The organism is Flavobacterium bizetiae (genome assembly GCF_902804475.1).
Classification (GTDB): domain Bacteria; phylum Bacteroidota; class Bacteroidia; order Flavobacteriales; family Flavobacteriaceae; genus Flavobacterium; species Flavobacterium bizetiae.
In genome coordinates, this window is record NZ_CADCSU010000101.1 from 1 (window position 1) to 22,896 (window position 22,896).

The following is a 22,896-nucleotide window of genomic DNA, read 5'->3' on the forward strand; positions in this document are numbered from 1 at the left end:
GAACAGAGTAGTTAAGCCCGCCTGCGCAGATGGTACTGCAGTTATGTGGGAGAGTATGTCGTCGCCTTTCTTTTAAGAATCCTCATCATTTATTTGATGGGGATTTTTTGTTTTATAACACTTTTGAATTGTTTAACCGCAAAGGACGCAATGAGTTTTTTTTATTACTCTTGTAATGATTGGAATTTGATCATCAAATTTAGGAATTGGGATTTCTTTTGATAAACAAATCTTCTATTTATACGAGACCACGTTAGGGATGGAAGCGGTAGCCTTTTGCGAAACACTGAACTTCTGGCAAAGCCTTACCTAACCTCTCTCGCAAAAGATTTAGTGGACAGCCCGGCTCGCAGGGGAAGGTCCAAATTATTTGTATTTGTTATTAATTTAAGTCTCTTATGTAGGTTTTTTGTTATATAAAAATTAGATTTTTTCTAAATTAACATCATTTATGAATTGAATTACACCGTTCATGAACACTTTTTGATCGTCCCACATAGCGAGGTGACTTCCGTTAGGGCAGTATAAATATCTTCCTTTTTGAACTAGTTTACTTTGTTCTTCCATGGCTTTTGGATCCATGGTGTCGTATTTAGCGCCAATCATTAATGTTGGAATCGTAATTTCATGCAAGCGATTTTTAATATCCCATTTGGCTAAGCGACCGCTGATACCGAATTCACTTGGACCTTGCATTATGGTATAAATTTCATTATTGATGTGTTTGCTGGCGCGATTTAGTCCGTCTGGCCATTCTTTTAAGCGACATAAATGTTGTTGGTAATAATTCGGAATGAGTAACTCCATATAACGCGGATTACTAAAGTCTTTTTTGGCTTCAAGTGCTCTGATTTCTGCTAAAACTTCTGGTTTCATTTGTTTGGCTAGTACTTCATCTGCATATTTTCCATAATCCATGGCGCTGGCCATCATGTTTGCCACCAACAAGCCTTTCATATTTTGCTGGTATTTTAGGGCATATTCCATAGCGAGAATTCCACCCCAAGAATTTCCTAATACATAAAAATTGTTTTTATCTGCTCCAATAGCTTTACGTACCTGTTCAACTTCTTCTACAAAACGTTCGGTTGTCCATAAACTGCTGTCTTTTGGCTGATCGCTATAATAAGATCCTAATTGATCGTATTGATAAAATTCAAATCCTTCACGCTGAAAGAAGGTTTCGAAACATTCCATATATTCATGGGTCATGGCTGGACCTCCGTGTAATAATAAAATTTTAATTTTAGGATTGTTGCCAAAACGTTTTGTCCATACTTTAAATTCTCCCAAAGGAGTTTGTATCGGAATCATTTTTACACCTGCGGATTCTACTTCGTTATTTTCCTGATAAGTGAAATAGCTGGAAAGTGTTGTAGATTTTGTTTCATTTTTACAGCAAACGGCCATAAAAGTGACAATTATAAGCAATAGATAACGCATGTGTTTTTTATTTAAGTTTATTTTATAAATTATTATCTTCTTTAGGTTGAGATAAATAGGCATACACATCAAAATCGGCATTATTAAAATGAAAGCTACTTACTTTATGCATTCCCATTTTTTCATGCGTTTTTAGTGAGGCTATATTATCGCTTTTGATAAATAAAATTCCTTCGCGATTAGGTTCTAATTTTAAGAGTTTCTGAAACATAAGTTGTGCTAATCCTTTCCGCGTTGGGTTTGGCTTACACAAATTGGTCCGTAAATATAGGAATCTGCAGAACCTTTGTAAGAAGCAGACATCGCATCGACAATAGGAACTTTACGATTATTATTTACAGTTTGTGAGGTAGTCAATAAAAAACCGACAATTTCGTTGTTTACAATAGCGACAATTTGAGGCATATCCGTCATCATTTCCTGAATTTGATTTGCTGTTAAACCTCCTGATAATGTGCCGCCCTGTGAAGCTTGATTGGCCGTCTGGAGTTTTATTATTCCGTCTAGATCATTAATAGCGGCCACTTTTATTGCAATAGAATCTGTCATAACTTTTTTATATGTAATGAGTTACAATATAAGAAAACTTATTTTTAAAATAATAAAGCTTTCTTAAATTGATTTGAATGTGTTTTTGCTTATTGTAAATTAGTGAAAGAAAATTATCAATTTTAAATATTAAAATCATGAAAAAGATATTTATAATGGCTGTCTTATTACTGGGATTTGTAATTTCGGCCAGTGCACAGAAGAAAATTGAATTAACTGAATTGCCAAAACCGGCACAGGATTTTTTGAAAAAGTACTTTAGCAATAGCGCTATAGATGTGGTAAAAAAAGATGCTGAGCACGGTGAAAAAGGATATGAAGTAAAACTGAAAGACGGAACGGAAATAGAGTTTTGGAAAGACGGTTCGTATCGAGAAGTAGATGGAGGTAAAAATCCGATTCCAACAGCATTTATTCCAGCAGCTGTAAAAGATTATGTAGCAAAAAATCATCCAAACGAAAAAATTACTCATATCGATTACGGACACAAGGATCTTGATGTCGACTTAACAAACAATATCGATTTGGAGTTTACTAAAGACGGTAAGATCTTAAAAGATAAAAAGAACAAATAAAAAGTTTTGTGCTTATCAAAATGCCTTTGTATTACATTATTGTTTAGAAGTAATGTAATGCAAGGGCTTTTTTTTTGTTTAAAAACTGCTTTTTTTGAGATGGATTATCTTGTCGTAAAATAGTTTATATTTACATTTCATATTATTGATTTCATGGAAGAAAATAAACATGTAACGATTTACGATATTGCTGAGCGATTAAATCTTGCTACATCAACTATTTCACGTGCTTTAAAGGATCATCACACTATAAGTGATAAAACGATAAAGAAAGTAAAAAAAACTGCTGAAGAAATGGGTTTTGTTCCCAATACTCTGGCTGCCGGTTTGCGTGGAAATAAAACGAAAACAATAGGCGTTTTAATTCCGACGGTTACGCAGCCCTTTTTGTCTTCTTTGATTAGCGGTATCGAAATTACCGCTCAAAAATCAGATTATACGGTCATTATTATGCAATCGCATGATTCTTATTATGAAGAAGTTAATATGGCTAAATCATTATATAGTAATCGTGTAAGTGGTGTTATCTGTTCACTGGCGATGGAAACCAGAGATACTGCGCATTTTCAGCAATTTTCTAATAATAATATTCCGCTCGTATTTGTCGACAGGGTTCCTAAGGATTACAATACTTTTAGAGTTGTGATTGATAATTATACTGCGGGTTACAAGGCGACAAAACATCTTATCGAACAAGGTTGTATTCGTATTGCACATTTAACTGCGGGATCAGAATTTGGAAATTTATATAACGAAAGAAAAAGAGGTTATATAGAAGCCTTAAAAGATCATAATTTACCAATTGATGAGGAATTGATTATTAATTTGAAATCAGTTACTTATGAAGAAGGAGTAAAGGCCAGCAATCAGTTGTTTGACCTGGATCCAATTCCAGATGGACTTTTTGCTCCGGGAGATATTATTGCCGTGAGTGCGGTTCAGACCGCTAAAAAACGTGGGATAAAAGTTCCGGATGAAATCGCTATTATTGGTTTTAACAACGATCCGATTTCTCAGATTATCGATCCTAATATTTCGACAATTACCCATCCTGCCGAAAAAATGGGAAAAGCGGCCGCTGAAATTATTATCAAAAATTTGAAATCACAAAAAAGTGATGATGCCAAAGAAATTACTTTTTTAAATACAGAGGTACTTGCCAGAGAATCTTCGGATAAAAAGAAATCTTTAGAGACGTTATTGAAACAATAATATGCATACGATTACAATTCCTGATGAATTGAATTTAGAAAACTCACTCGCTGTTCAGGTTTTTGATTACAGCAGTTCAAAAGGAGTTTCTAAACAACAAATCATTTTAAATCAAAACACATTTAGTTTTCTTATTGAAGGAACTAAAGAGGTTGTTTTTGATAATTCGGCTTTATCAATCGATGATTCTCAATTTCTGGTTATGAAATCCGGAAATTGTCTGATGACCGAAAAATTATCTGAAGTATCGAATTATCGAAGCGTGCTTTTGTTTTTTTCTAATGAAATGCTATCAAAATTCATTCGGAAAATCGAATTGGAAAAAATCGAATCAAAAGGATATCAATCTGTTTTTGCTTTTGAGTACGATGAATTTCTAAAGCGTTTTGTGGACAGTTTGGTGGATCTTTCGAAACTTTCAAAAAATCTTCAGAATAAAATATTGGAAGTTAAACTAGAAGAAATAATGCTTTATCTGCTCGAAAAGCACGGAACTGATTTTCTTTATTCTTTATCTGTAAATGCTGATAATACTACACAAAAGTTTATTCAGGTCATCGAAAATAGCCATCTTAATAAATTAACCTTAAAAGAGTTGGCTTTTTTGTGCAATATGAGTGTGTCTACATTTAAAAGAGAATTTGAGAAACATTATTCAGAATCTCCTATAAAATGGTTTCAAAATAAAAGATTGGAATTTGCTCATTTCCTGTTGCAGCAAAAACAAAAAAATCCGTCTGAAGTTTATTTTGAAGTTGGTTACGAAAATTTGTCGAGTTTTACTCAGGCGTATAAATCAAAGTATGGCGTAACGCCAAAACATCACCAGAAAAATTGAGCTTTTAGCAATACTTTTTGATCCTTTCTCTAAAGTTTCTTTTGCCTTACCGCATTTAAATTTGTTTAAAATTTTAAAACAAATACAATGAAAAAGGTAAATTTAATTTTAGTACTATCCTTATTATTCAGTAGTGCAATCTTTGCACAAAAGACATTTACATTAACGAGCAAAGATCTTGGAGGTGAGGCTTCTAAAATTCAGGAATTTAACGGATTTGGCTGTTCGGGCGAAAATCAATCTCCTGAATTATCCTGGAAAAACGCGCCCGAAGGAACCAAAAGTTTTGCCATAACCATGTACGATCCTGATGCGCCAACCGGAAGCGGATTCTGGCATTGGATTGTTTTTGATATCCCGGCAAATGTTACTGAATTAGTGACCAATGCGGGAACTAAAAACAATTTAATACCAAAAGGAGCCATTCAAAGTATTACAGATTACGGAATTAAAGGTTTTGGAGGGCCTTGCCCACCTGTAGGACATGGATTTCATCAATATATCATAACAGTTTATGCTCTTAAAACAGATAAATTAGGTACCGATGCCAATACAAATCCTGCTGTTGTAGGTTTTAATCTTTGGAATCAAACATTGGCGAAAGCCAGTATTGTGGCTTATTATAAGCGATAAAATTGCAATAGAAAGGTTTAGAATTTCATCATCTGAATTCTGAATTCGACCCCGTTAAAGCAGGATAGTTTTTTTAATTATCCTGCTTTTATTTGTTAGAAAATTAATTTTTAAGAAAAAAAGAGAGCTAAAATTTTTTTCTTAAATAACAATCCTATATTTTTACGCAACCGATTGCAATAATTGTTTTATTTGTAATAATGTATTTTTTAGATTAAAATTTTATCAAATACTTTTATTATGGTATAAAACATTGATTCTTTCTAATGAGAATTTTAAAAATAAAAAGTAAATGACTTCATTAAAAATTGTTTTCTGTTTTCTTTTAATTTCCTTTTCAGCTTTTGCTCAAAAGGATTATAAATTATGGCTTCAATATGATCAAATTTCAAACTCTCAAATGGCTCAGGAATACAATGCTGAGATAAAAGGAATTGTTTCTTTGGGAAGTTCTGAAACCTCAAAAATTGCATTGAAAGAATTAGAACTTGGTCTGAACAATATGTTGGGCAATAAAATTGCGGTAAAATCAAAGTTTGAAGGAAGCAATAATGTCATTGTAGGTGCTAAATCCAATTTAAATTCAGAACTTTTAAAAACGATTCAGGATGATTTTAATGCAATCAACGAAGAAGGTTTTATTATTAAATTTATCTCATTAAAAAATAAAAAACAGATTGTTATTACAGGAAAAAATGACATCGCAGTTTTGTACGGTGTTTATCATTTTCTGCGATTACTTCAAACTAATAAATCAATCAAAAATTTAAGCATTGCTGATTCTCCAAAAACGAATATCAGGATTTTAAATCATTGGGATAATTTAGACCGAACCGTAGAGCGTGGTTATGCCGGTTTTTCTTTATGGAACTGGCAAAAATTACCTGATTTTATTGATCAGCGTTATATTGATTATGCAAGAGTCAATGCTTCAATAGGCATTAACGGAACGGTTTTAACGAATGTCAATGCAAACGCTTTGATATTAACGCCTCAATATTTAGAGAAAGTGGAGGCTTTGGCGAACGTATTCAGACTGTATGGCATAAAAGTATATTTAACGGCTCGTTTTTCGGCACCAATAGAAATTGGAGGATTAAAAACAGCTGATCCAAAAGATATTGCTGTAGCGAACTGGTGGAAAGATAAAGCAAAAGAAATCTATAAAAGAATTCCTGATTTTGGAGGATTTCTGGTAAAAGCAAATTCAGAAGGACAACCGGGACCACAAAATTATGGCAGAGATCATGTTGATGGAGCGAATATGCTGGCCGATGCCGTAGCGCCTTTTGGAGGTGTAATTATGTGGCGGGCTTTTGTATATTCAGAACATGATGCAAATGATCGCGCCAAACAGGCTTACGCTGAATTTCAGCCGTACGATGGGAAATTTAAAGACAATGTAATTGTTCAGGTAAAAAATGGGGCAATCGATTTTCAGCCCAGAGAACCTTTTCATCCGCTTTTTGGTGCCATGAAAAAAACGCCAATAATGATGGAGTTTCAGATTACTCAGGAATATTTAGGTTTTAGTACGCATTTGGTTTATTTGCCAAAATTATTTCAGGAAGTTTTAGAAGCAGATACTTATCAGGCAGGAAAAGGTTCGACGGTAGCAAAAGTCGTAGATGGATCTTTGTATAAAAACAAACTTAGCGGAATTGCGGGCGTTGCCAATATAGGAAATGATCTTAACTGGACAGGACATCCTTTTGCACAGGCCAATTGGTACGGCTTTGGAAGATTGGCGTGGGATCCGTATTTGGATGCCGGAGTTATTGCTGATGAATGGTTGCGATCGACTTTTTCGAACAATGAAAATTTTATTAAGCCCGTAAAAAAAATGATGTTGCAATCGCGAGAAACTGTCGTTGATTATATGACACCGCTTGGTTTGCATCATATTATGGATACCGGACATCATTATGGCCCGGGACCGTGGGTAAGTAATTTATCCAGACCGGAATGGAATCCGACTTATTATCATAAAGCGGATAAAAACGGAATTGGTTTCGACCGTTCTAAAACAGGAACCAATGCTACTGCCCAATATGCATCACAAGTCGAAAAGATTTTTGATAATAGTGAAACTTGTCCCGAGCAAGATTTACTGTGGTTTCATCATGTTTCGTGGGATTATAAATTGAAAAACGGACAAACGCTTTGGAACGGAATGGCTTTAAAATATCAGGAAGGTGTAAATGAGGTTCATGAAATGCAAAATACCTGGAATAATGCTGAGAAATATGTGGATGAAGAACGTTTTAAAGAAGTTCAGATGCTATTGGGAATTCAATATAAAGAAGCAAAATGGTGGCGGGATGCGTGTTTGTTGTATTTTCAGCAATATTCGGGTAAAGAATTGCCAGCAGGAGTAGAAAAACCAACACAAACATTAGAGTATTTTAAATCATTAAAATTTCCCTTTGCACCAGGAAATTAATCATACAAAATAATAAAGCATGAGTACAAAAACGGCAATTGTAACCGGAGGAAATTCAGGTTTAGGTTTTGCAACAGCAAAGAAATTATGTGATAACGGCATTAAAACCTTTATCATCGGAAGATCAAAAGAAAAAACAGAGGAGGCTTGTAGAGAAATTGGAGTAAATGCAATTCCGGTTTTATTTGATTTGAATGATATTGCAGGAATTCCGGCCATGATTGAAAACATTACCCAAAATAATTCGATCGATATTTTGGTAAACAATGCGGGAATCAATCTAAAAAAAGAATTTCTAGAGGTAACTGATGAAGATTTTCTATCGATAATTCATACCAATCTTTTGAGTGTTTTTGCGGTGAGTAAAGCTGTTGTAAAAAACATGAAAGAAAATAACGGCGGAAATATCGTGAACATTAGTTCGATGGCATCACAATACGGAATTCCTAAAGTAATTGCCTATTCGGCCAGCAAAGGTGCAATTGAATCTATGACAAGAGCGATGGCGGTAGAGTTGGCTCCGTTTGGTATTCGTGTCAATTGTGTAGCTCCGGGTTTTATCAAAACCAAAATGTCAGCAAAAGCCCTGGACAGTGATCCGGAGAGAAAAAATAAAGTATTGGGCAGAACTCCAATGGGAATTTTGGGAGAGCCCTCAGATATTGCTGATGCCGTATTTTACTTTGCATCAAACGAATCTAAATTTACCACAGGAACTATTTTGCCTGTTGATGGCGGGAATAGTATCGGATTTTAAATTACAATTATTATGATCAAAATGCAACAAACGATGCGTTGGTTTGGACCAAACGACAATGTGAGTCTGATGGATATTAAACAAGCAGGAGCAACCGGAATTGTAACTGCTTTGCATCAAATTCCGGTGGGCGATGTTTGGGAAGTGGCTGATATTAAAGAAAGACAACAGCTCATTAGAGAGGCAGGTTTAGAATGGACGGTCGTAGAGAGTTTGCCGGTTCATGAAGAGATAAAAAGAGCGAGCGGAAATTACGTTCAATACATTGAAAACTATAAAATCAGTATCAAGAATTTGTCAAATTGTGGTATTAAAATCATTACCTATAATTTCATGCCTATTTTAGACTGGGTTCGAACAGATCATAATTTTATCAATCAGGACTGTAGTAAAGCCTTGTTATACAATCAGGATGCTTTTACTTATTTTGATGTTTTTCTTTTAAAAAGACCCAATGCCGAAAGCGATTATACCCAAACAGAGAAAGAAAATGCACTGAAATTTGGCAGCCAGCTTTCAGAAGATGAAAAAGCGTTACTTTTTAAAAACGTATTGTTAGGATTGCCGGGAAGTAAAATCAATTTTACGGCAGAACAAATCCTTTCATTACTTGATCATTACGCTGATATTGATAATAATAAACTTAGAGAAAATCTTATTCATTTTTTATCAGAAATAGCTCCAACGGCTTCAGAATATGGAGCAAAATTAGCCATTCATCCTGATGATCCGCCATTTTCGGTTTTGGGGTTACCCCGAATAGTTTCGACCGAAGAAGATCTGAAAGCTATTTTTGAGGCTATTCCGTTTAATTTAAATGGTTTATGTTATTGTACTGGTTCTTTAGGCGCCAATCCGGATAATAATCTCGAGAGAATTATAGATGATTATGGAGACCGAATTCATTTTTTGCATCTCCGAAATACTTTCCGCGAAAGCGAAACTATTTTTAGAGAATCGGAACATTTGAAAGGGGATACCAAAATGGAAGTTATTGTGGAGAAACTACTTCTGTTAATGAACAAAACAAATGTGAGTTTGCCAATGCGTCCCGATCATGGTTTTCTGCATTCAGTTGATGAAACAAAAGAAACATATCCCGGATATTCGTTGGTAGGAAGATTAAAAGGTCTTGCTGAATTGCGAGGTTTAGAAATGGGAATTGCCTATAAACTGAATTTGTAAAGCAGGACGAAGTTGTTCTAACATTCGAAAACTACTTCTGTTGAAACAAATAAAACGTCTTTAGAGACAAAAAAAATCTACGATTCTATGAGTTTAAAATGTAAAATGTTCCATTCGATTTTATTCTTTTTCCTTATCGGATTAAGCGCAAAATCGTATGCAATAAATCCGGAAAAATATGTTGTAAATCAGGCTTCCGCCGAAAATTTCCCTTTGGCTTCAAACGGAAAAGCAGCTTCAGTTTTAGTAAGTAAAAATGATTTTTCAGGAGTTTTACGCGTTACAGAACATTTAAAAAAGGATATTTTTCAGGTTTCAGATTTGCATCCAAAACAAATTAATGCAATTTCAGAAGCAGCAGATTATCTCGTTATTATTGGAACTTTAGGCAAAAGTGATATCATCGACCAATTAGTTAAAGAAGGTAAAATCGACGCTAACCAACTTAAAGGAAAATGGGAAAAATTCATTACTCAAATTGTAGATAATCCTGTAAAAGGAGTTAAAAAAGCATTGGTAATTGCGGGATCTGATAAACGCGGAACTATTTACGGAATCTATGATTTATCGAATCAAATAGGAGTTTCTCCGTGGTATTTTTGGGCAGATGTACCGGTTCAGAAACAATCAGAATTGCATGTTTTGCCGGGCATTCATACTAAAGAGGAACCAAAAGTAAAATACCGTGGCATTTTTATCAACGACGAAGCTCCGGCATTATCAGGTTGGGCTTTTGAAAAATACGGAGGATTTAATGCTGAATTCTACGATAAGGTTTTTGAACTGATTTTAAGAATGAAAGGCAATTATTTGTGGCCATCAATGTGGGGAAGAATGTTTTATGTTAATGATCCTCAGAATGCGGTTTTGGCGGACGAGTACGGAATTGTAATGGGAACTTCACATCACGAACCTTTAACAAGAGCGCATGCAGAATGGTCGGCTTTAGGAAAAGGGAAATGGGATTTTAGTACTAATTCTGAGAATTTGATTTCGTTCTGGAAAGACGGAATGAAGAGAATGGGCAATAAGGAAAGTATTGTAACTCTTGGAATGCGTGGTGATGGCGATGAGCCAATGACGCAGGGAACGGCGATTGATTTATTAGAAAATATCGTAAAAACACAACGAAATATTATTACAGAAGTAACCAAAAAACCTATTGAAGAAACGCCGCAAATGTGGGCGCTTTACAAAGAGGTTCAGGATTATTACGACAAAGGAATGCGTGTTCCGGACGATATTACGCTTTTATTGTGCGATGACAATTGGGGAAATATCAGGAAATTACCTGAGCTTGATGCAAAGCCAAGAAAAGGCGGTTATGGCATTTATTACCATTACGATTATGTTGGAGGACCAAGAAATTATAAATGGATTAATACGAACCAAATCGAACGTACGTGGGAACAAATGGATCTCGCTTATCAGCATGGCGTTGATAAAATATGGATTGTAAATGTGGGTGATATTAAACCAATGGAATTTCCGATTGAGTTTTTTCTGGATATGGCCTGGAATCCGGAAGCTTTTAATGCAAATAATTTAGAGCAATATTATACAGATTGGGCAAAGGAAAACTTTGGAAATCAAAACGCGGAGGATATTGCGCAAATTTTAAAATTGTACACCAAATACAATTCGCGAAGAAAGCCTGAATTGCTTAACGATAAAACGTATAGCATTGTAAATTATAACGAAGCCGAAAATGTTTTGCAGGATTATAAAAATCTGGTTGACAAAGCTAATCAAATTAATAATCAACTGCAGCCGGAATATAAAGATGCTTTTTATCAGTTGGTTTTATTTCCCGTTTTGGCAAGTTCTAATTTGAATGAATTGTATGTAGCGACGGCAAAAAATCAGTTATATGTGAATCAGGGAAGAGCTTCGACAAATGAATATGCGAAACAAGTAAAATCATTTTTTGAGAAAGACAGTTTGCTGACCCATTATTATCATACCCAATTGGCCAATGGCAAATGGAATCATATGATGGCGCAAACACACATTGGTTATACTTCATGGCAGGAGCCTAAAACAAATGTTATTCCGCAAACAAAAGTTATTGAGTTGCCCAATAAATCTGAGGCGGGTATTGCAATTGAAGGTTCTGAAAATTATTGGACAAATAACAAACAGGAAATCGTTTTGCCGACTTTAAATTCTTTTGGTAACACCACAACTTATATCGATTTGTTTAATCGCGGACTGAAACCTTTTGATTTTAAAATCGATTCTAAAAATGAATGGATTAAATTTTCCAAAGTAAACGGAACAATTACGGAAGAAGAAAGAATTGTAATCAATATCGATTGGCAAAAAGCGCCAAAAGGAAATTTTAAAAGTAAAATTGTAGTTACGGCAAACAAGCAAAAGTTTGATATTATTTTGAATGGTAAGAACGTAGAATTGAATGACGTTAAGGGATTTGTTGAAAGTAATGGAATTATAAGCATTGATGCCCAAAATTATTCAAAATCAATTCATGAAAATAAAGTGCAATGGACGACGATTCCGAATATCGGGAAAACAGCATCCGGAGTTACTTTAAAACCTTCTGATTTTTCTTCAATTACAATTTCAGAACAATCACCAAGATTAGAATATGAAGTTCATTTTTTTAGTAAAGGAAAGGTAAAAGTTAATGCCTATTTTTTGCCCACAATTAATTTTAGAATGGGTGACGGATTAAAATATGGTGTTTCTTTTGATGCTGAAAAACCTCAAATCATGAACCTGAATGCAGATGATTCTGAGAGAAAATGGAATAAGTTCGTTGCTGATAATATTAAAATAATAACTTCTTCGCATACAATTGAGAATGCCGGACATCATGTATTGAAAATTTACGGAGTAGATCCTGCTTTAGTGCTTCAGAAAATTGTAATTGAAACCGAAACGGGGCAATTATTAGAAAACTATTTAGGTTCGCCGGAAAGCTTTCAAAAAAAATAACTATTAACTATTAAACCAAAATATATGAAATTTATTAACCATTGTTTGCCCTTGATTACGCTGATGATTTTAGGCAGTTGTGATGTAAAAAAGAATGAAGTATCCGTTTCTTTAAAAAACAGTTACAAAGATGATTTTTATATTGGAACAGCTTTAAGCGCCAGTCAAATTGAAGAAAAAGATGCTAAAGAAGATTCGCTGATTTGTACACAATTCAATGCAATTACAGCCGAAAACATTATGAAATCGATGTTTATACATCCGGAAAAAGACAAATACGATTTTACTTTAACCGATAAATTTGTAGCGTTTGGAGAAAAAAATAAAATGTTTATTCACGGACATACCTTGATTTGGCACAGTCAGCTTGCACCATGGATGGAAAAAATTAAAGACAGTACTGAGATGAAAGCTTTTATGAAAGATCACATCACAACCATTGTTTCTAAATACAAAGGAAGAATCAATTCGTGGGATGTTGTCAATGAAGCTTTAAACGAAGACGGAACCTTGAGACCATCAGTTTTTCTGAATACGGCTGGCGAAAATTATTTAATAGATGCATTTAAATTGGCAGCAGCGGCAGACCCAAAAGTCGATTTGTATTATAACGATTATAATCTTGAAGAACCTGCAAAAAGAGAAGGCGTAATTAGACTGGTAAAAAAGATCAAAGCGGCCGGCGGTAAAATTGACGGAGTGGGAAGTCAGGGACACTGGAAATTGAATAGTCCGTCATTAGAAGAAATTGAGAAAAGTATTCTGGCTTACTCGGCACTTGGCGTTAAAGTGGCTTTTACGGAATTGGATATTACCGTTTTGCCCAATCCGTGGGATTTAAAAGGTGCTGATGTGAATCAGAATTTTGAAGGAAATCCAAAAATGAATCCTTATCCGAAAACACTTCCTGATTCCATTCAGACAAAATTAGCGCAGCGTTATGCTGATATTTTTAAGTTGTTTTTAAAACATAAAGACAAAATTAGCAGAGTAACTTTTTGGGGTGTTCACGACGGACAATCATGGTTGAATGACTGGCCGATAAAAGGCAGAACAAATTATCCATTATTGTTCGATGCAAAGCTACAGCCTAAAAAAGCGTACGACAGCGTAATGGAATTAAAAGAGGTAAAACAATAATTTTTGAAGTGAAAAAGGAGTCCTTTTTGCAGAATATTTTACAATCGGTTGTTTTTAAAAATATTAATGAAATAAAGCAAACTAAATTTGCATAATATGTTTTTTTAGCTAAATTTACACAACCGATTGCTTAAATCTGATAACACTTATTTTTAAAGCATTAGAGAGATAAATTGAATCAAAAAATGATAAAATAAATTCTTATTATTATAAAGTCAAAAAAAACAATTTTGATTTTAAACTAACTAAAATAACCACAAACCAATAATGAATTACATTTCTCAAAAATTATCCATTAAGGAAAAAATCGGATACAGTTTAGGCGACTTGGCAGCCAATTTAGTGTTTCAGACCCTAATGACGTATCTGGCTTATTTTTATACGGATATCTACGGATTATCGCCTACAGATTCTTCGATTATTATGTTAGTTGTAGGGTTAATTGCAGCCTTTATATTTAATCCGATTATTGGGGTTTTGGCAGACAGAACTAACACAAAATGGGGAAAATTCAGACCTTGGATTTTAATTACCGCAATACCATTAGGAGTCATTGCTTTACTGGCTTTTTCGACACCTAATTTTTCTTATCACGGAAAAGTAATTTATGCCGTTGTTACTTATACATTATTATTGCTTTTTTACGCCAGTAATAATTTGCCTTATTCGGCTTTAAGCGGAGTAATTACAGGCGATATGAGCGAAAGAAACAGTTTGTCATCGTACCGTTTTGTAGCGGTAATGTTTGCGCAGTTTTTTGTTCAGGTTTTTATGCTTGGGATCATCAAAAGTGCCGGAAATGGCGATAAAGCAATTGGTATCGAGAAAGTAATGACCGCTTTGGCAATTATTGGTACCATAATGTTGCTCATTACTTTTCTCACTACAAAAGAACGTATTATTCCTAAACCGGAACAAAAATCAAGTATCAAAGAAGACTTAGGAGATTTAATAAAAAATAAGCCGTGGGTAATCATGTTGACACTAACAACATTGGTTTTTATAACGCTTGCCATGAAAGGTGGTGCTTATGTTTATTATTTTGAGAATTATGTCAACAAAGAACAATTGGCCATTTTTATTCAGCCAATTTTAGATGTATTATCAAAGATAGGACTAAACCATTTTGGGAATGATCCCATCTCTGCAGGATTTGGATTATTCAATGCCGGCGGAATTATCTTTATGATCGTAGGAATTACATTGTCTAAAAGCCTTGCAGACAAATACGGAAAACGAAATATTTTCGGATTGTTTTTATTCATTTCGACCTTATTTATCATGGCATTTTATTTCTTTCCGCCTACATCTATTGGGTTGATCTTTTTCTCTCAAATCTTTCACGGATTCTTTTATGGCATCACAATTCCGCTTCTTTGGGCCATGATTGCCGATGTTGCAGATTATTCAGAATGGCTCAATAATCGTCGCGCCACAGCCATTATCTTTTCGGCCATGATGGTAGGTTTAAAAGCGGGATTAAGTATCGGAGGATCTTTAACAACCTTATTTTTAGGATACTTTCATTATGTGCCTAATTCATTAACACAAACCCATACAGCGATAAACGGAATAAAATTATTGGTAAGTATTTTTCCTGCTATTCCATTTTTGGTTGGAGTTGCCTTATTGTTTTTCTATAAAATCAATAAAAAAATGGAAGTTCAGATCGAAGCCGATTTAAAACAAAGAAGAGCTTAATTATTTAAAATAAAACTTAAAAAACGACTATGCCTGAAGATAGTATTGAACAAATTAATTTTGAACAAATTAATAAATTGGCCATTTCGAAGCCTTTAGTTTCGCATATGTACACGGCTGATCCGTCAGCACATGTATTTAACGGGAAAATTTATATTTATCCTTCACATGACATCGATGCCGGGATTCCATTTAATGATAATGGCGATCATTTTGGTATGGAAGATTACCATGTTTTTTCGATGGAAGATATTCAGTCAGAAGCTATCGACAATGGTGTTGCATTACATGTAGATGAAGTGGCCTGGGCCGAAAAACAAATGTGGGCGCCGGATGCAGCCAGCAAAGGCGGAAAATATTATTTGTATTTCCCGGCTAAACGTGCCAACGGAATTTTTCAGATTGGCGTTGCTGTAAGCGATTCTCCGGTAGGACCTTTTATGCCGGAAGCAGATGCTATCAAAGGAAGTTACAGTATTGATCCGGCCGTTTTTGAAGATGAAGATGGTGAACATTATATTTATTTTGGCGGAATCTGGGGAGGACAGCTTCAAAAATACCGCAACAATAAATACGATCAGGATCACGAAGAACCAACGGGTAATGAAGCCGCTTTAGGGCCAATTGTTGCCTTATTGAGAGATGATATGCTCGAATTTGCCGAAGAACCAAAAGAAATTAAAATTTTGGATCAAAACGGAGCGCTTTTGTTAGCAAACGATAACGATCGCCGTTTTTTCGAAGCTTCGTGGGTACACAAATACAACGATAAATATTATTTCTCGTATTCTACAGGAGATACACATTTTATTTGTTACGCGATCGGGGATAGTCCGTATGGTCCTTTTACTTATCAGGGACGAATTCTGAATCCGGTTGTAGGCTGGACTTCGCATCATTCTATTTGTAAAGTTGGCAACGAATGGTATTTGTTTTACCACGATTCGAGTTTGTCAAAAGGCGTAACGCATTTAAGAAGTATGAAAGTAACCAAAATTGATTATACCGAAGATGGTTCTATCGTAACAATCGATCCGTACGGGATAAGAAGATCAATAGATTAAATTTCTGTTTTTGAAAATGGTAGTAATAGTTTAAATTTTATTTTCGATGGAAAGAGGAGATGAAAGCGGAAAAAATAACATCAGTCAATCTACTGCAAACAAAATAGAAATTGATTGTGTGATATTTAATTTTGACGAAGAAAGTCTGAAAGTTTTGTTAGTGAAACAAAAAGACAATCAGGGAAATATAAATTTTGAATTGGCTAATGATTACATAAAAGAAGGTGAAACTATTTCAGGAACGGCTCAGAAGATTTTAAAAAAGTACATTGGAGTTGATAATTTCTTTCTCGAACAATTAAAAGCTTTTGGATATCCGTCTCCATCCTCCGCTCAGGAAGATATTTCGATAGGATATTATGCCATGGTAAAAAGAGATATTGAAGAGATAGAAGATGAAATATTTAACCCAAATGTAGCGTGGGTTAACATTAACGAAGTTTCAGGTTTAAACGATAAACACAAAGTAATTTTAGATTTTAGTTTAAAAGAATTACGAAAGAATATTTGCCAAAGCGCCATTGGATTCAACTTGCTGCCGGACAAATTTACTTTGCTGCAAGTCATGCATCTTTATGAAGAAATCCTGGGAATCGAAATCAACAAATCGAATTTTAGGAGAAAGATATTGCAAATGGATTTAATAAAGGATTTAAACGAAAAAGAAGAAGCCGTTTCGCACAGAGCTGCCAAATTTTACAGCGTCAATTTACAACAGCACGAAATGTTAGCGCATAGGGAACTTAATTTTAATTTTTAAAAAGAATCATTTTTAAGAGGTTTTAAATTCGTAATGCTTTAAAAATCAAATAAAAAAGTTAACATTTTTTGCCTCAGGGATGTTTTTTTAGTAAAGACGAATGCTTATATTAGCATACCAGAACAGAACAGTATGATAAGCGAAAATATAGAGAAATTTGTTTTTAAAATAAACCACGAAAGTGACATTCCGAAATACCAGCAATTGGTAAACGGAATAAATAATGCGATTGCAGAAAATATTTTGCAAAAGGGAGATTTGCTTCCGTCAGTAAATAGTATCTGCAAAACAAATCAGTTATCAAGAGATACGGTTTTTAAGGCTTATTCTATTTTAAAAGAACAAAAAAGTATTGATTCTGTACCTAATAAAGGATATTATGTTTCAGGCGAAACCAGAAAAGTGCTTTTGGTATTAGATACTTTTAAGGCGTATAAGGAGGTTTTATACCATTCGTTTGTGAACAATCTGGCGGATAATGTGATTACAGATGTGCAGTTTCATCATTATAATATTGATGTTTTTAAAACGATCATCAATAATAGCATAGGGAAGTATTATAAATATGTGGTGATGAATTTTGACCATAAAGAAGTTTCGCCCACTTTGGCTGCCATTGCAAATGATAAATTGTTGCTGATAGACTGGAATATTCATGCTAAAAAGGAACAGAATTATATTTTTCAGGATTTTGGGAAAGCATTTTATAATGCCTTAAAAGAGGGAGTTAACTTGTTTAAAAAGTATAAAAGTATTCAGTTTGTTTTTCCGGATTATACCAATCATCCAAAGGAAACACTGGAGTTTTTTAAAAAGTTCTGTGCTGATTTTCAGTTTGAATATGAAGTTGTTACAGATGCAAAAAAGTTTAGTATCGAAAAAGGAATTGCCTATATCAGTGTGAGTGATCGCATTTTGGGTCACTTTTTAGAACAATGCAAAGAGAAGAATTTAGAGCCCGGAACTGATGTTGGTTTTTTGTCTTATAATGAAACGCCAATGAAGAAATTTATATACAAAGGGATTTCGGTCGTCTCGACTGATTTCAAAGAATTAGGAACAAAAGCGGCAGCTTTTATCACGCACGATGAGGTTGTTCAGTGTTATGTACCCACGAGTTTAATAATAAGAGAATCATTATAAGTTATGTATTATATAGGATATGATATCGGAAGTTCTTCAGTCAAAGTTGCTTTGGTAGAAGCCGAAACAGGAAAAAAAATAATCGTTTTGCATGAACCCCAAAACGAAATGGAAATTGTGTCATTGCACCCCGATTGGGCAGAGCAGGATCCTGAAATTTGGTGGCAGCATATATGTGTAGCCACCAAAAGAGCAATTCGTGAAGCTAATATTGAAGCTTCTAAAATTAAGGGAATAGGTATATCCTATCAAATGCACGGACTCGTTATTGTGGATAAAACACGCAACCCATTGCGTAACGCAATTATCTGGTGTGACAGCCGTGCGGTTGAAATTGGTAATATCGCTTTTGCTGAAATTGGACAGGAAAAATGCATGGAACATTTGCTGAATTCTCCCGGAAATTTTACCGCTTCGAAACTTAAATGGGTCAAAGAAAATGAGCCAGAAATTTATAGCAAAATTGATAAATATATGCTGCCTGGAGATTATATCGCCTATAAACTGACAGGAGCCATTACCACAACAAAAAATGGCCTTTCAGAAGGTATGCTTTGGGATTATAAAGAAAATAAAGTGGCCAATTGGCTGCTGGATTATTACGGAATCGATCGATCGTTAACGCCGGATATTGTAGAGAATTTTACCAATCAGGGCATTTTAAACGAAAAAGCATCAAAAGAGTCAGGACTTCCTGTTGGGATTCCTGTAGTTTACAGAGCAGGAGATCAGCCCAATAATGCGTTATCATTAAATGTATTAAATCCGGGAGAAGTTGCCGCAACAGGCGGAACATCAGGTGTTTTTTATGCAGTTGGCGAAATGTCTACAGGAAAAAGTACAAGAGTAAACAATTTTGTACACGTAAATTATGAATTAGAAACTCCACGAATTGGAAAATTATTAAACATCAACGGCGCCGGAATTCAATACCGTTGGTTGCGAAATAATATGGGTGATGAAACTTATGAATCGATGAACAGAAAAGCATCCAAAATTACCATTGGTTCAGATGGAGTAGTCGTGATTCCGTTTGGGAATGGTGCAGAACGTATGTTCAATAACAAAAACATCGGAACCCATTTTTTAAATCTGAATCTAAATATTCATAATAGTGCCCATTTGTTTAGAGCCTCGCTAGAAGGAATTGCCTTTTCGTTTGTATACGGAATGGAATGCTTAAAAGATGATAATGCAACTATAAATGTGATTAGAGCAGGAAACGATAATTTGTTTCGCTCAGAAATTTTCTCAAATACCGTGGCAACGCTTATTGGTCATGAAATCGAAATTTATAATACAACCGGAGCAGTGGGAGCAGCAAGAGCGGTAGGTTTAAAAGATGGTGATTACAGCAAATTTGGTTCGAGTATTACGACCAACGATCACGTCATGACGTTTTTACCACTAAAAAACAAAGAGCCTTATGATAAGGCTTATCAAAAATGGAAACAAGAATTAGAATTTATATTAACACATAAAAAATAAAAGAAATGATAGTTTTAGGCAATAAAGAATACTACAAAGGTATTGGTCAAATTAAATTTGAAGGAGCAGCATCAGATAATCCGTTGGCATTCAAATATTACAATCCGGATCAGGTTGTAGCAGGAAAAACAATGCGTGAACACTTTAGATTTGCCATTGCATATTGGCATACCTTCTGTGGGCAAGGAAGCGATCCGTTTGGTCCGGGAACTCAAAACTTCGCCTGGGATCAGTCATCAGATCCAATTCAGGCAGCAAAAAATAAAGCCGATGCAGCTTTTGAATTCATTAGCAAAATGGGTTTTGATTATTTCTGTTTTCACGATTACGATTTAATTGCCGAAGGGCCAACTTTTGCCGAATCTGAAAGACGTTTGGTAACTATTACAGAATATTTAAAAGAGAAAAAAGCCGAATCTGGAATTAAGTTGCTTTGGGGAACTTCAAACTGTTTTTCAAACCCAAGATTCATGAACGGAGCAGCTACAAATCCTGATTTTAATGTTGTGGCAAGAGCCGGAGGACAGGTAAAATTAGCTTTAGACGCAACCATTGCTCTGGACGGAGAAAATTATGTGTTCTGGGGCGGACGTGAAGGCTATATGTCGTTATTGAATACTGATATGGGAAGAGAATTAGACCATATGGCACAATTTCTAACCATGTCCAGAGATTACGCAAGATCACAAGGTTTTAAAGGGACTTTCTTCATCGAGCCAAAACCAATGGAACCATCAAAACACCAATACGATTTTGACTCTGCAACAGCAATTGGATTCCTGAAAGAATACGGTTTAGACAAAGATTTTAAAATCAATATCGAAGTAAATCATGCAACATTGGCGCAACATACTTTTCAGCATGAACTTGAAGTGGCTGCAAAAGCCGGAATGTTAGGAAGCATTGATGCCAATAGAGGAGATTACCAAAATGGCTGGGATACAGACCAGTTTCCAAACAACATTCAGGAAACAACAGAAGCCATGTTGGTATTTCTGAAAGCAGGAGGATTACAAGGCGGAGGAGTAAACTTTGATGCAAAAATCAGAAGAAATTCAACAGATCTTGAAGATGTTTTCCTGGCGCATATTGGCGGTGCTGATACTTTTGCAAGAGCATTACTAACTGCCGATAAGATTATTACTTCTTCTCCGTACGAAAAATTAAGAAAAGAAAGATACAGTTCATTCGATTCAGGAAAAGGAAAAGATTTTGCCAACGGAAAATTAAATCTTAAAGATTTATACGATATCGCAAATCAAAACGGAGAATTAACACTTCAAAGCGGAAAACAGGAATTATTCGAAAATATTATCAATCAATATATTTAATTGTTGAGGTTTTAAAAAAGTCAGCCGTAATAGGTTTTTAAAACCTGTTACGGCTCAATAAAATTTTTGGTGAGGCAAACATCTAAAGCAAATAGCCTATGTGATAGTTATAGAATGTTATTTTTTTTAAAGATGAATTAAGAGAATGTGTATTACGATTATGACTGGTTTTTAGCGATTGAATTTAGGAAATAGGTTAAAGGTTTAGTTACTATTTTTAATTCGAAAACGAAAAAAGAAAGTCCGTTTGATAAATAATTATAAGTGTTATTTTTTATTGAATGTTTTTTGAAGAATAAATCAAAATGCACATTTTCACTCACTAAAATGCTTAAGAATTTTACTGAAAGACTTTGTCAAAGTTTTAAACTTGTCAAAATTAATTACAACACAATCTTTTAGTTCGATTGCTAATGATTAGAGCTTTTTTTAGGAGCTAATCCCGCTATGCGTTGCAATCTTTTGTGGCGAACACCGCCACAAAAGGATTTCCACTTCTATCGGGGCTAGGAGAATCATTTTCATCAGAATATTTTCGTCATTTTAACGAATGAGAAATGACAAATTATATCAACAATAAACCATTATTTAAACCAAAAAACTATGAAATTTTTTATTGATACCGCTAATTTAGAAGATATTAGAGAAGCACAATCTCTGGGAGTTTTGGATGGCGTTACTACCAATCCGTCTTTGATGGCCAAAGAAGGCATTACAGGAAAAGAGAATATTTTGAAACACTACCTCAACATTTGCAATATTGTAGACGGAGATGTTTCAGCAGAAGTTATTTCGATCGATTTTGAAGGAATGGTCAAAGAAGGAGAGGAGCTTGCCGCTTTGCATCCGCAAATTGTGGTCAAGTTACCCATGATTGCAGACGGAGTAAAAGCCTGTAAATATTTTTCGTCTAAAGGAATCAGAACCAATGTTACTTTGGTATTCTCAGCAGGTCAGGCATTGTTAGCAGCAAAAGCCGGTGCTACTTATGTGTCGCCCTTTCTGGGAAGACTGGACGATATCTCCACCGACGGAATGCATTTAATCGCCGAAATCAGAGAAATCTATGATAATTACGATTATCAGACACAAATACTTTCAGCTTCAATCAGGCATACGATGCATATTGTAAACTGTGCAAAAGTAGGATCAGATGTAATGACAGGACCGCTTTCTGCAATAAAAGGATTGCTAAAACATCCGCTAACAGACATTGGTTTGAACCAATTTATAGAAGATGCAAAAAAGATGCAATTATAATAATAGCATAACTATAATGGCAATTTCTTTAGCACATTATAAAATCCTTTCAATTTATTTTTGAGAGGATTTAAAATAAATCATTGAACTCAATTTTTTAAGCAGCTGTGGTTTGCAATAAATAAAAAAACCGCGAAAATGTCTTTTAGACTTTTTCGCGGTTTTTATTAATAAGGGGAATTTAGTAAAGAGTGGTATCAATTTGTAGGGCTAAAATAATTTTTACAAATTAATACATTAGATCTCTAAAACAATCAATTCATCATTGTCAATTTTAGCATATAATCTATTTTCTTTAACGATAATTTGGTTTACCGAATAGCCTTCGGCTTCTTTCAATTCTTCGAAAAATGATATCTGTCTTGTTGTCAAATCAAAACTACCAATTTTTGGACACTTTCTTTTTTGCTCTTCGT

General features: G+C 34.6%; 19 protein-coding genes. 16 read left to right on the forward strand and 3 right to left on the reverse strand.

The features are described from left to right. Positions 1-423 precede the first annotated feature (423 nt). Genes FLACOL7796_RS13355 through FLACOL7796_RS24580 form a run of 3 tightly spaced genes read right to left on the reverse strand, consistent with a single transcriptional unit; the run spans position 424 to position 1,992 of the window. Complete coding sequence (locus tag FLACOL7796_RS13355; protein WP_173971267.1) at positions 424-1,443, reverse strand: proline iminopeptidase-family hydrolase; 1,020 nt, start codon at positions 1,441-1,443, stop codon at positions 424-426. 22 nt (positions 1,444-1,465) lie between these two features. Continuing rightward, positions 1,466-1,654, reverse strand: a complete 189-nt coding sequence (locus FLACOL7796_RS24575) for a hypothetical protein (protein ID WP_197913325.1) — start codon at positions 1,652-1,654, stop codon at positions 1,466-1,468. An 8-nt stretch (positions 1,655-1,662) separates the two neighbouring features. Further along, complete coding sequence (locus FLACOL7796_RS24580) at positions 1,663-1,992, reverse strand: hypothetical protein (RefSeq protein WP_197913326.1); 330 nt, start codon at positions 1,990-1,992, stop codon at positions 1,663-1,665. A gap of 137 nt (positions 1,993-2,129) precedes the next feature. On the opposite strand from FLACOL7796_RS24580, the gene FLACOL7796_RS13365 reads away from it, so the two are divergent. From FLACOL7796_RS13365 to fsa, 16 genes are all read left to right on the forward strand, one after another. After that, complete coding sequence (locus FLACOL7796_RS13365) at positions 2,130-2,567, forward strand: PepSY-like domain-containing protein (RefSeq protein WP_173971268.1); 438 nt, start codon at positions 2,130-2,132, stop codon at positions 2,565-2,567. Positions 2,568-2,720: 153 nt separating this feature from the next. Beyond that, positions 2,721-3,779 (forward strand): LacI family DNA-binding transcriptional regulator, encoded by a 1,059-nt coding sequence (locus tag FLACOL7796_RS13370; protein WP_173971269.1) that lies wholly within the window; start codon positions 2,721-2,723, stop codon positions 3,777-3,779. A 1-nt stretch (position 3,780) separates the two neighbouring features. Next, positions 3,781-4,617: a helix-turn-helix domain-containing protein gene (locus FLACOL7796_RS13375; protein WP_173971270.1), complete on the forward strand. Its 837-nt coding sequence runs from the start codon at positions 3,781-3,783 to the stop codon at positions 4,615-4,617. Between the two features lie 87 nt (positions 4,618-4,704). Then, positions 4,705-5,250: a YbhB/YbcL family Raf kinase inhibitor-like protein gene (locus FLACOL7796_RS13380; protein WP_173971271.1), complete on the forward strand. Its 546-nt coding sequence runs from the start codon at positions 4,705-4,707 to the stop codon at positions 5,248-5,250. Between the two features lie 292 nt (positions 5,251-5,542). Next, positions 5,543-7,693 carry an alpha-glucuronidase family glycosyl hydrolase gene (locus FLACOL7796_RS13385; protein ID WP_173971272.1) on the forward strand — a complete coding sequence of 717 codons (2,151 nt, stop codon included), beginning with the start codon at positions 5,543-5,545 and terminating at the stop codon, positions 7,691-7,693. Between the two features lie 19 nt (positions 7,694-7,712). Then, positions 7,713-8,450, forward strand: coding sequence for an SDR family NAD(P)-dependent oxidoreductase (locus tag FLACOL7796_RS13390; RefSeq protein ID WP_173971273.1), 738 nt, complete (start codon positions 7,713-7,715; stop codon positions 8,448-8,450). A 21-nt stretch (positions 8,451-8,471) separates the two neighbouring features. Continuing rightward, positions 8,472-9,635 (forward strand): mannonate dehydratase, encoded by a 1,164-nt coding sequence (uxuA, locus tag FLACOL7796_RS13395; RefSeq protein ID WP_197913327.1) that lies wholly within the window; start codon positions 8,472-8,474, stop codon positions 9,633-9,635. A gap of 87 nt (positions 9,636-9,722) precedes the next feature. After that, positions 9,723-12,593 carry a glycosyl hydrolase 115 family protein gene (locus FLACOL7796_RS13400; RefSeq protein ID WP_232067374.1) on the forward strand — a complete coding sequence of 957 codons (2,871 nt, stop codon included), beginning with the start codon at positions 9,723-9,725 and terminating at the stop codon, positions 12,591-12,593. A gap of 24 nt (positions 12,594-12,617) precedes the next feature. Then, positions 12,618-13,733, forward strand: coding sequence for an endo-1,4-beta-xylanase (locus FLACOL7796_RS13405; protein ID WP_173971275.1), 1,116 nt, complete (start codon positions 12,618-12,620; stop codon positions 13,731-13,733). Positions 13,734-14,000: 267 nt separating this feature from the next. Continuing rightward, positions 14,001-15,434 carry an MFS transporter gene (locus FLACOL7796_RS13410; protein WP_173971276.1) on the forward strand — a complete coding sequence of 478 codons (1,434 nt, stop codon included), beginning with the start codon at positions 14,001-14,003 and terminating at the stop codon, positions 15,432-15,434. 29 nt (positions 15,435-15,463) lie between these two features. Next, complete coding sequence (locus FLACOL7796_RS13415) at positions 15,464-16,498, forward strand: glycoside hydrolase family 43 protein (protein ID WP_173971277.1); 1,035 nt, start codon at positions 15,464-15,466, stop codon at positions 16,496-16,498. A 46-nt stretch (positions 16,499-16,544) separates the two neighbouring features. Then, positions 16,545-17,258: an NUDIX hydrolase gene (locus FLACOL7796_RS13420; protein ID WP_173971278.1), complete on the forward strand. Its 714-nt coding sequence runs from the start codon at positions 16,545-16,547 to the stop codon at positions 17,256-17,258. A gap of 132 nt (positions 17,259-17,390) precedes the next feature. Then, a complete protein-coding gene (locus tag FLACOL7796_RS13425; protein WP_173971279.1) occupies positions 17,391-18,401 on the forward strand; it encodes a GntR family transcriptional regulator in 1,011 nt (336 codons plus the stop codon). 3 nt (positions 18,402-18,404) lie between these two features. Next, positions 18,405-19,889 carry a xylulokinase gene (locus tag FLACOL7796_RS13430; protein WP_173971280.1) on the forward strand — a complete coding sequence of 495 codons (1,485 nt, stop codon included), beginning with the start codon at positions 18,405-18,407 and terminating at the stop codon, positions 19,887-19,889. Between the two features lie 5 nt (positions 19,890-19,894). Continuing rightward, the gene (xylA, locus tag FLACOL7796_RS13435; RefSeq protein ID WP_173971281.1) at positions 19,895-21,220 is read left to right on the forward strand and encodes a xylose isomerase; all 1,326 of its coding nucleotides are present in this window, start codon (positions 19,895-19,897) and stop codon (positions 21,218-21,220) included. A gap of 603 nt (positions 21,221-21,823) precedes the next feature. Beyond that, positions 21,824-22,480, forward strand: coding sequence for a fructose-6-phosphate aldolase (fsa, locus tag FLACOL7796_RS13440; RefSeq protein WP_173971282.1), 657 nt, complete (start codon positions 21,824-21,826; stop codon positions 22,478-22,480). The last annotated feature ends 416 nt before the right edge of the window (positions 22,481-22,896 follow it).

Excerpts from the sequence above, each read along its gene's own strand:
- uxuA (WP_197913327.1), top strand. The coding sequence starts at position 8,472 with ATGCAACAAACGATGCGTTGGTTTGGACCAAACGACAATGTGAGTCTG.
- FLACOL7796_RS13370 (WP_173971269.1), top strand. The coding sequence starts at position 2,721 with ATGGAAGAAAATAAACATGTAACGATTTACGATATTGCTGAGCGATTA.
- FLACOL7796_RS13390 (WP_173971273.1), top strand. The coding sequence starts at position 7,713 with ATGAGTACAAAAACGGCAATTGTAACCGGAGGAAATTCAGGTTTAGGT.
- FLACOL7796_RS13410 (WP_173971276.1), top strand. The coding sequence starts at position 14,001 with ATGAATTACATTTCTCAAAAATTATCCATTAAGGAAAAAATCGGATAC.
- FLACOL7796_RS24575 (WP_197913325.1), bottom strand. The coding sequence starts at position 1,654 with ATGTTTCAGAAACTCTTAAAATTAGAACCTAATCGCGAAGGAATTTTA.
- FLACOL7796_RS24580 (WP_197913326.1), bottom strand. The coding sequence starts at position 1,992 with ATGACAGATTCTATTGCAATAAAAGTGGCCGCTATTAATGATCTAGAC.
- FLACOL7796_RS13355 (WP_173971267.1), bottom strand. The coding sequence starts at position 1,443 with ATGCGTTATCTATTGCTTATAATTGTCACTTTTATGGCCGTTTGCTGT.
- FLACOL7796_RS13415 (WP_173971277.1), top strand. The coding sequence starts at position 15,464 with ATGCCTGAAGATAGTATTGAACAAATTAATTTTGAACAAATTAATAAA.
- FLACOL7796_RS13400 (WP_232067374.1), top strand. The coding sequence starts at position 9,723 with ATGAGTTTAAAATGTAAAATGTTCCATTCGATTTTATTCTTTTTCCTT.
- fsa (WP_173971282.1), top strand. The coding sequence starts at position 21,824 with ATGAAATTTTTTATTGATACCGCTAATTTAGAAGATATTAGAGAAGCA.
- FLACOL7796_RS13405 (WP_173971275.1), top strand. The coding sequence starts at position 12,618 with ATGAAATTTATTAACCATTGTTTGCCCTTGATTACGCTGATGATTTTA.
- xylA (WP_173971281.1), top strand. The coding sequence starts at position 19,895 with ATGATAGTTTTAGGCAATAAAGAATACTACAAAGGTATTGGTCAAATT.
- FLACOL7796_RS13425 (WP_173971279.1), top strand. The coding sequence starts at position 17,391 with ATGATAAGCGAAAATATAGAGAAATTTGTTTTTAAAATAAACCACGAA.
- FLACOL7796_RS13420 (WP_173971278.1), top strand. The coding sequence starts at position 16,545 with ATGGAAAGAGGAGATGAAAGCGGAAAAAATAACATCAGTCAATCTACT.
- FLACOL7796_RS13375 (WP_173971270.1), top strand. The coding sequence starts at position 3,781 with ATGCATACGATTACAATTCCTGATGAATTGAATTTAGAAAACTCACTC.
- FLACOL7796_RS13380 (WP_173971271.1), top strand. The coding sequence starts at position 4,705 with ATGAAAAAGGTAAATTTAATTTTAGTACTATCCTTATTATTCAGTAGT.
- FLACOL7796_RS13430 (WP_173971280.1), top strand. The coding sequence starts at position 18,405 with ATGTATTATATAGGATATGATATCGGAAGTTCTTCAGTCAAAGTTGCT.
- FLACOL7796_RS13365 (WP_173971268.1), top strand. The coding sequence starts at position 2,130 with ATGAAAAAGATATTTATAATGGCTGTCTTATTACTGGGATTTGTAATT.
- FLACOL7796_RS13385 (WP_173971272.1), top strand. The coding sequence starts at position 5,543 with ATGACTTCATTAAAAATTGTTTTCTGTTTTCTTTTAATTTCCTTTTCA.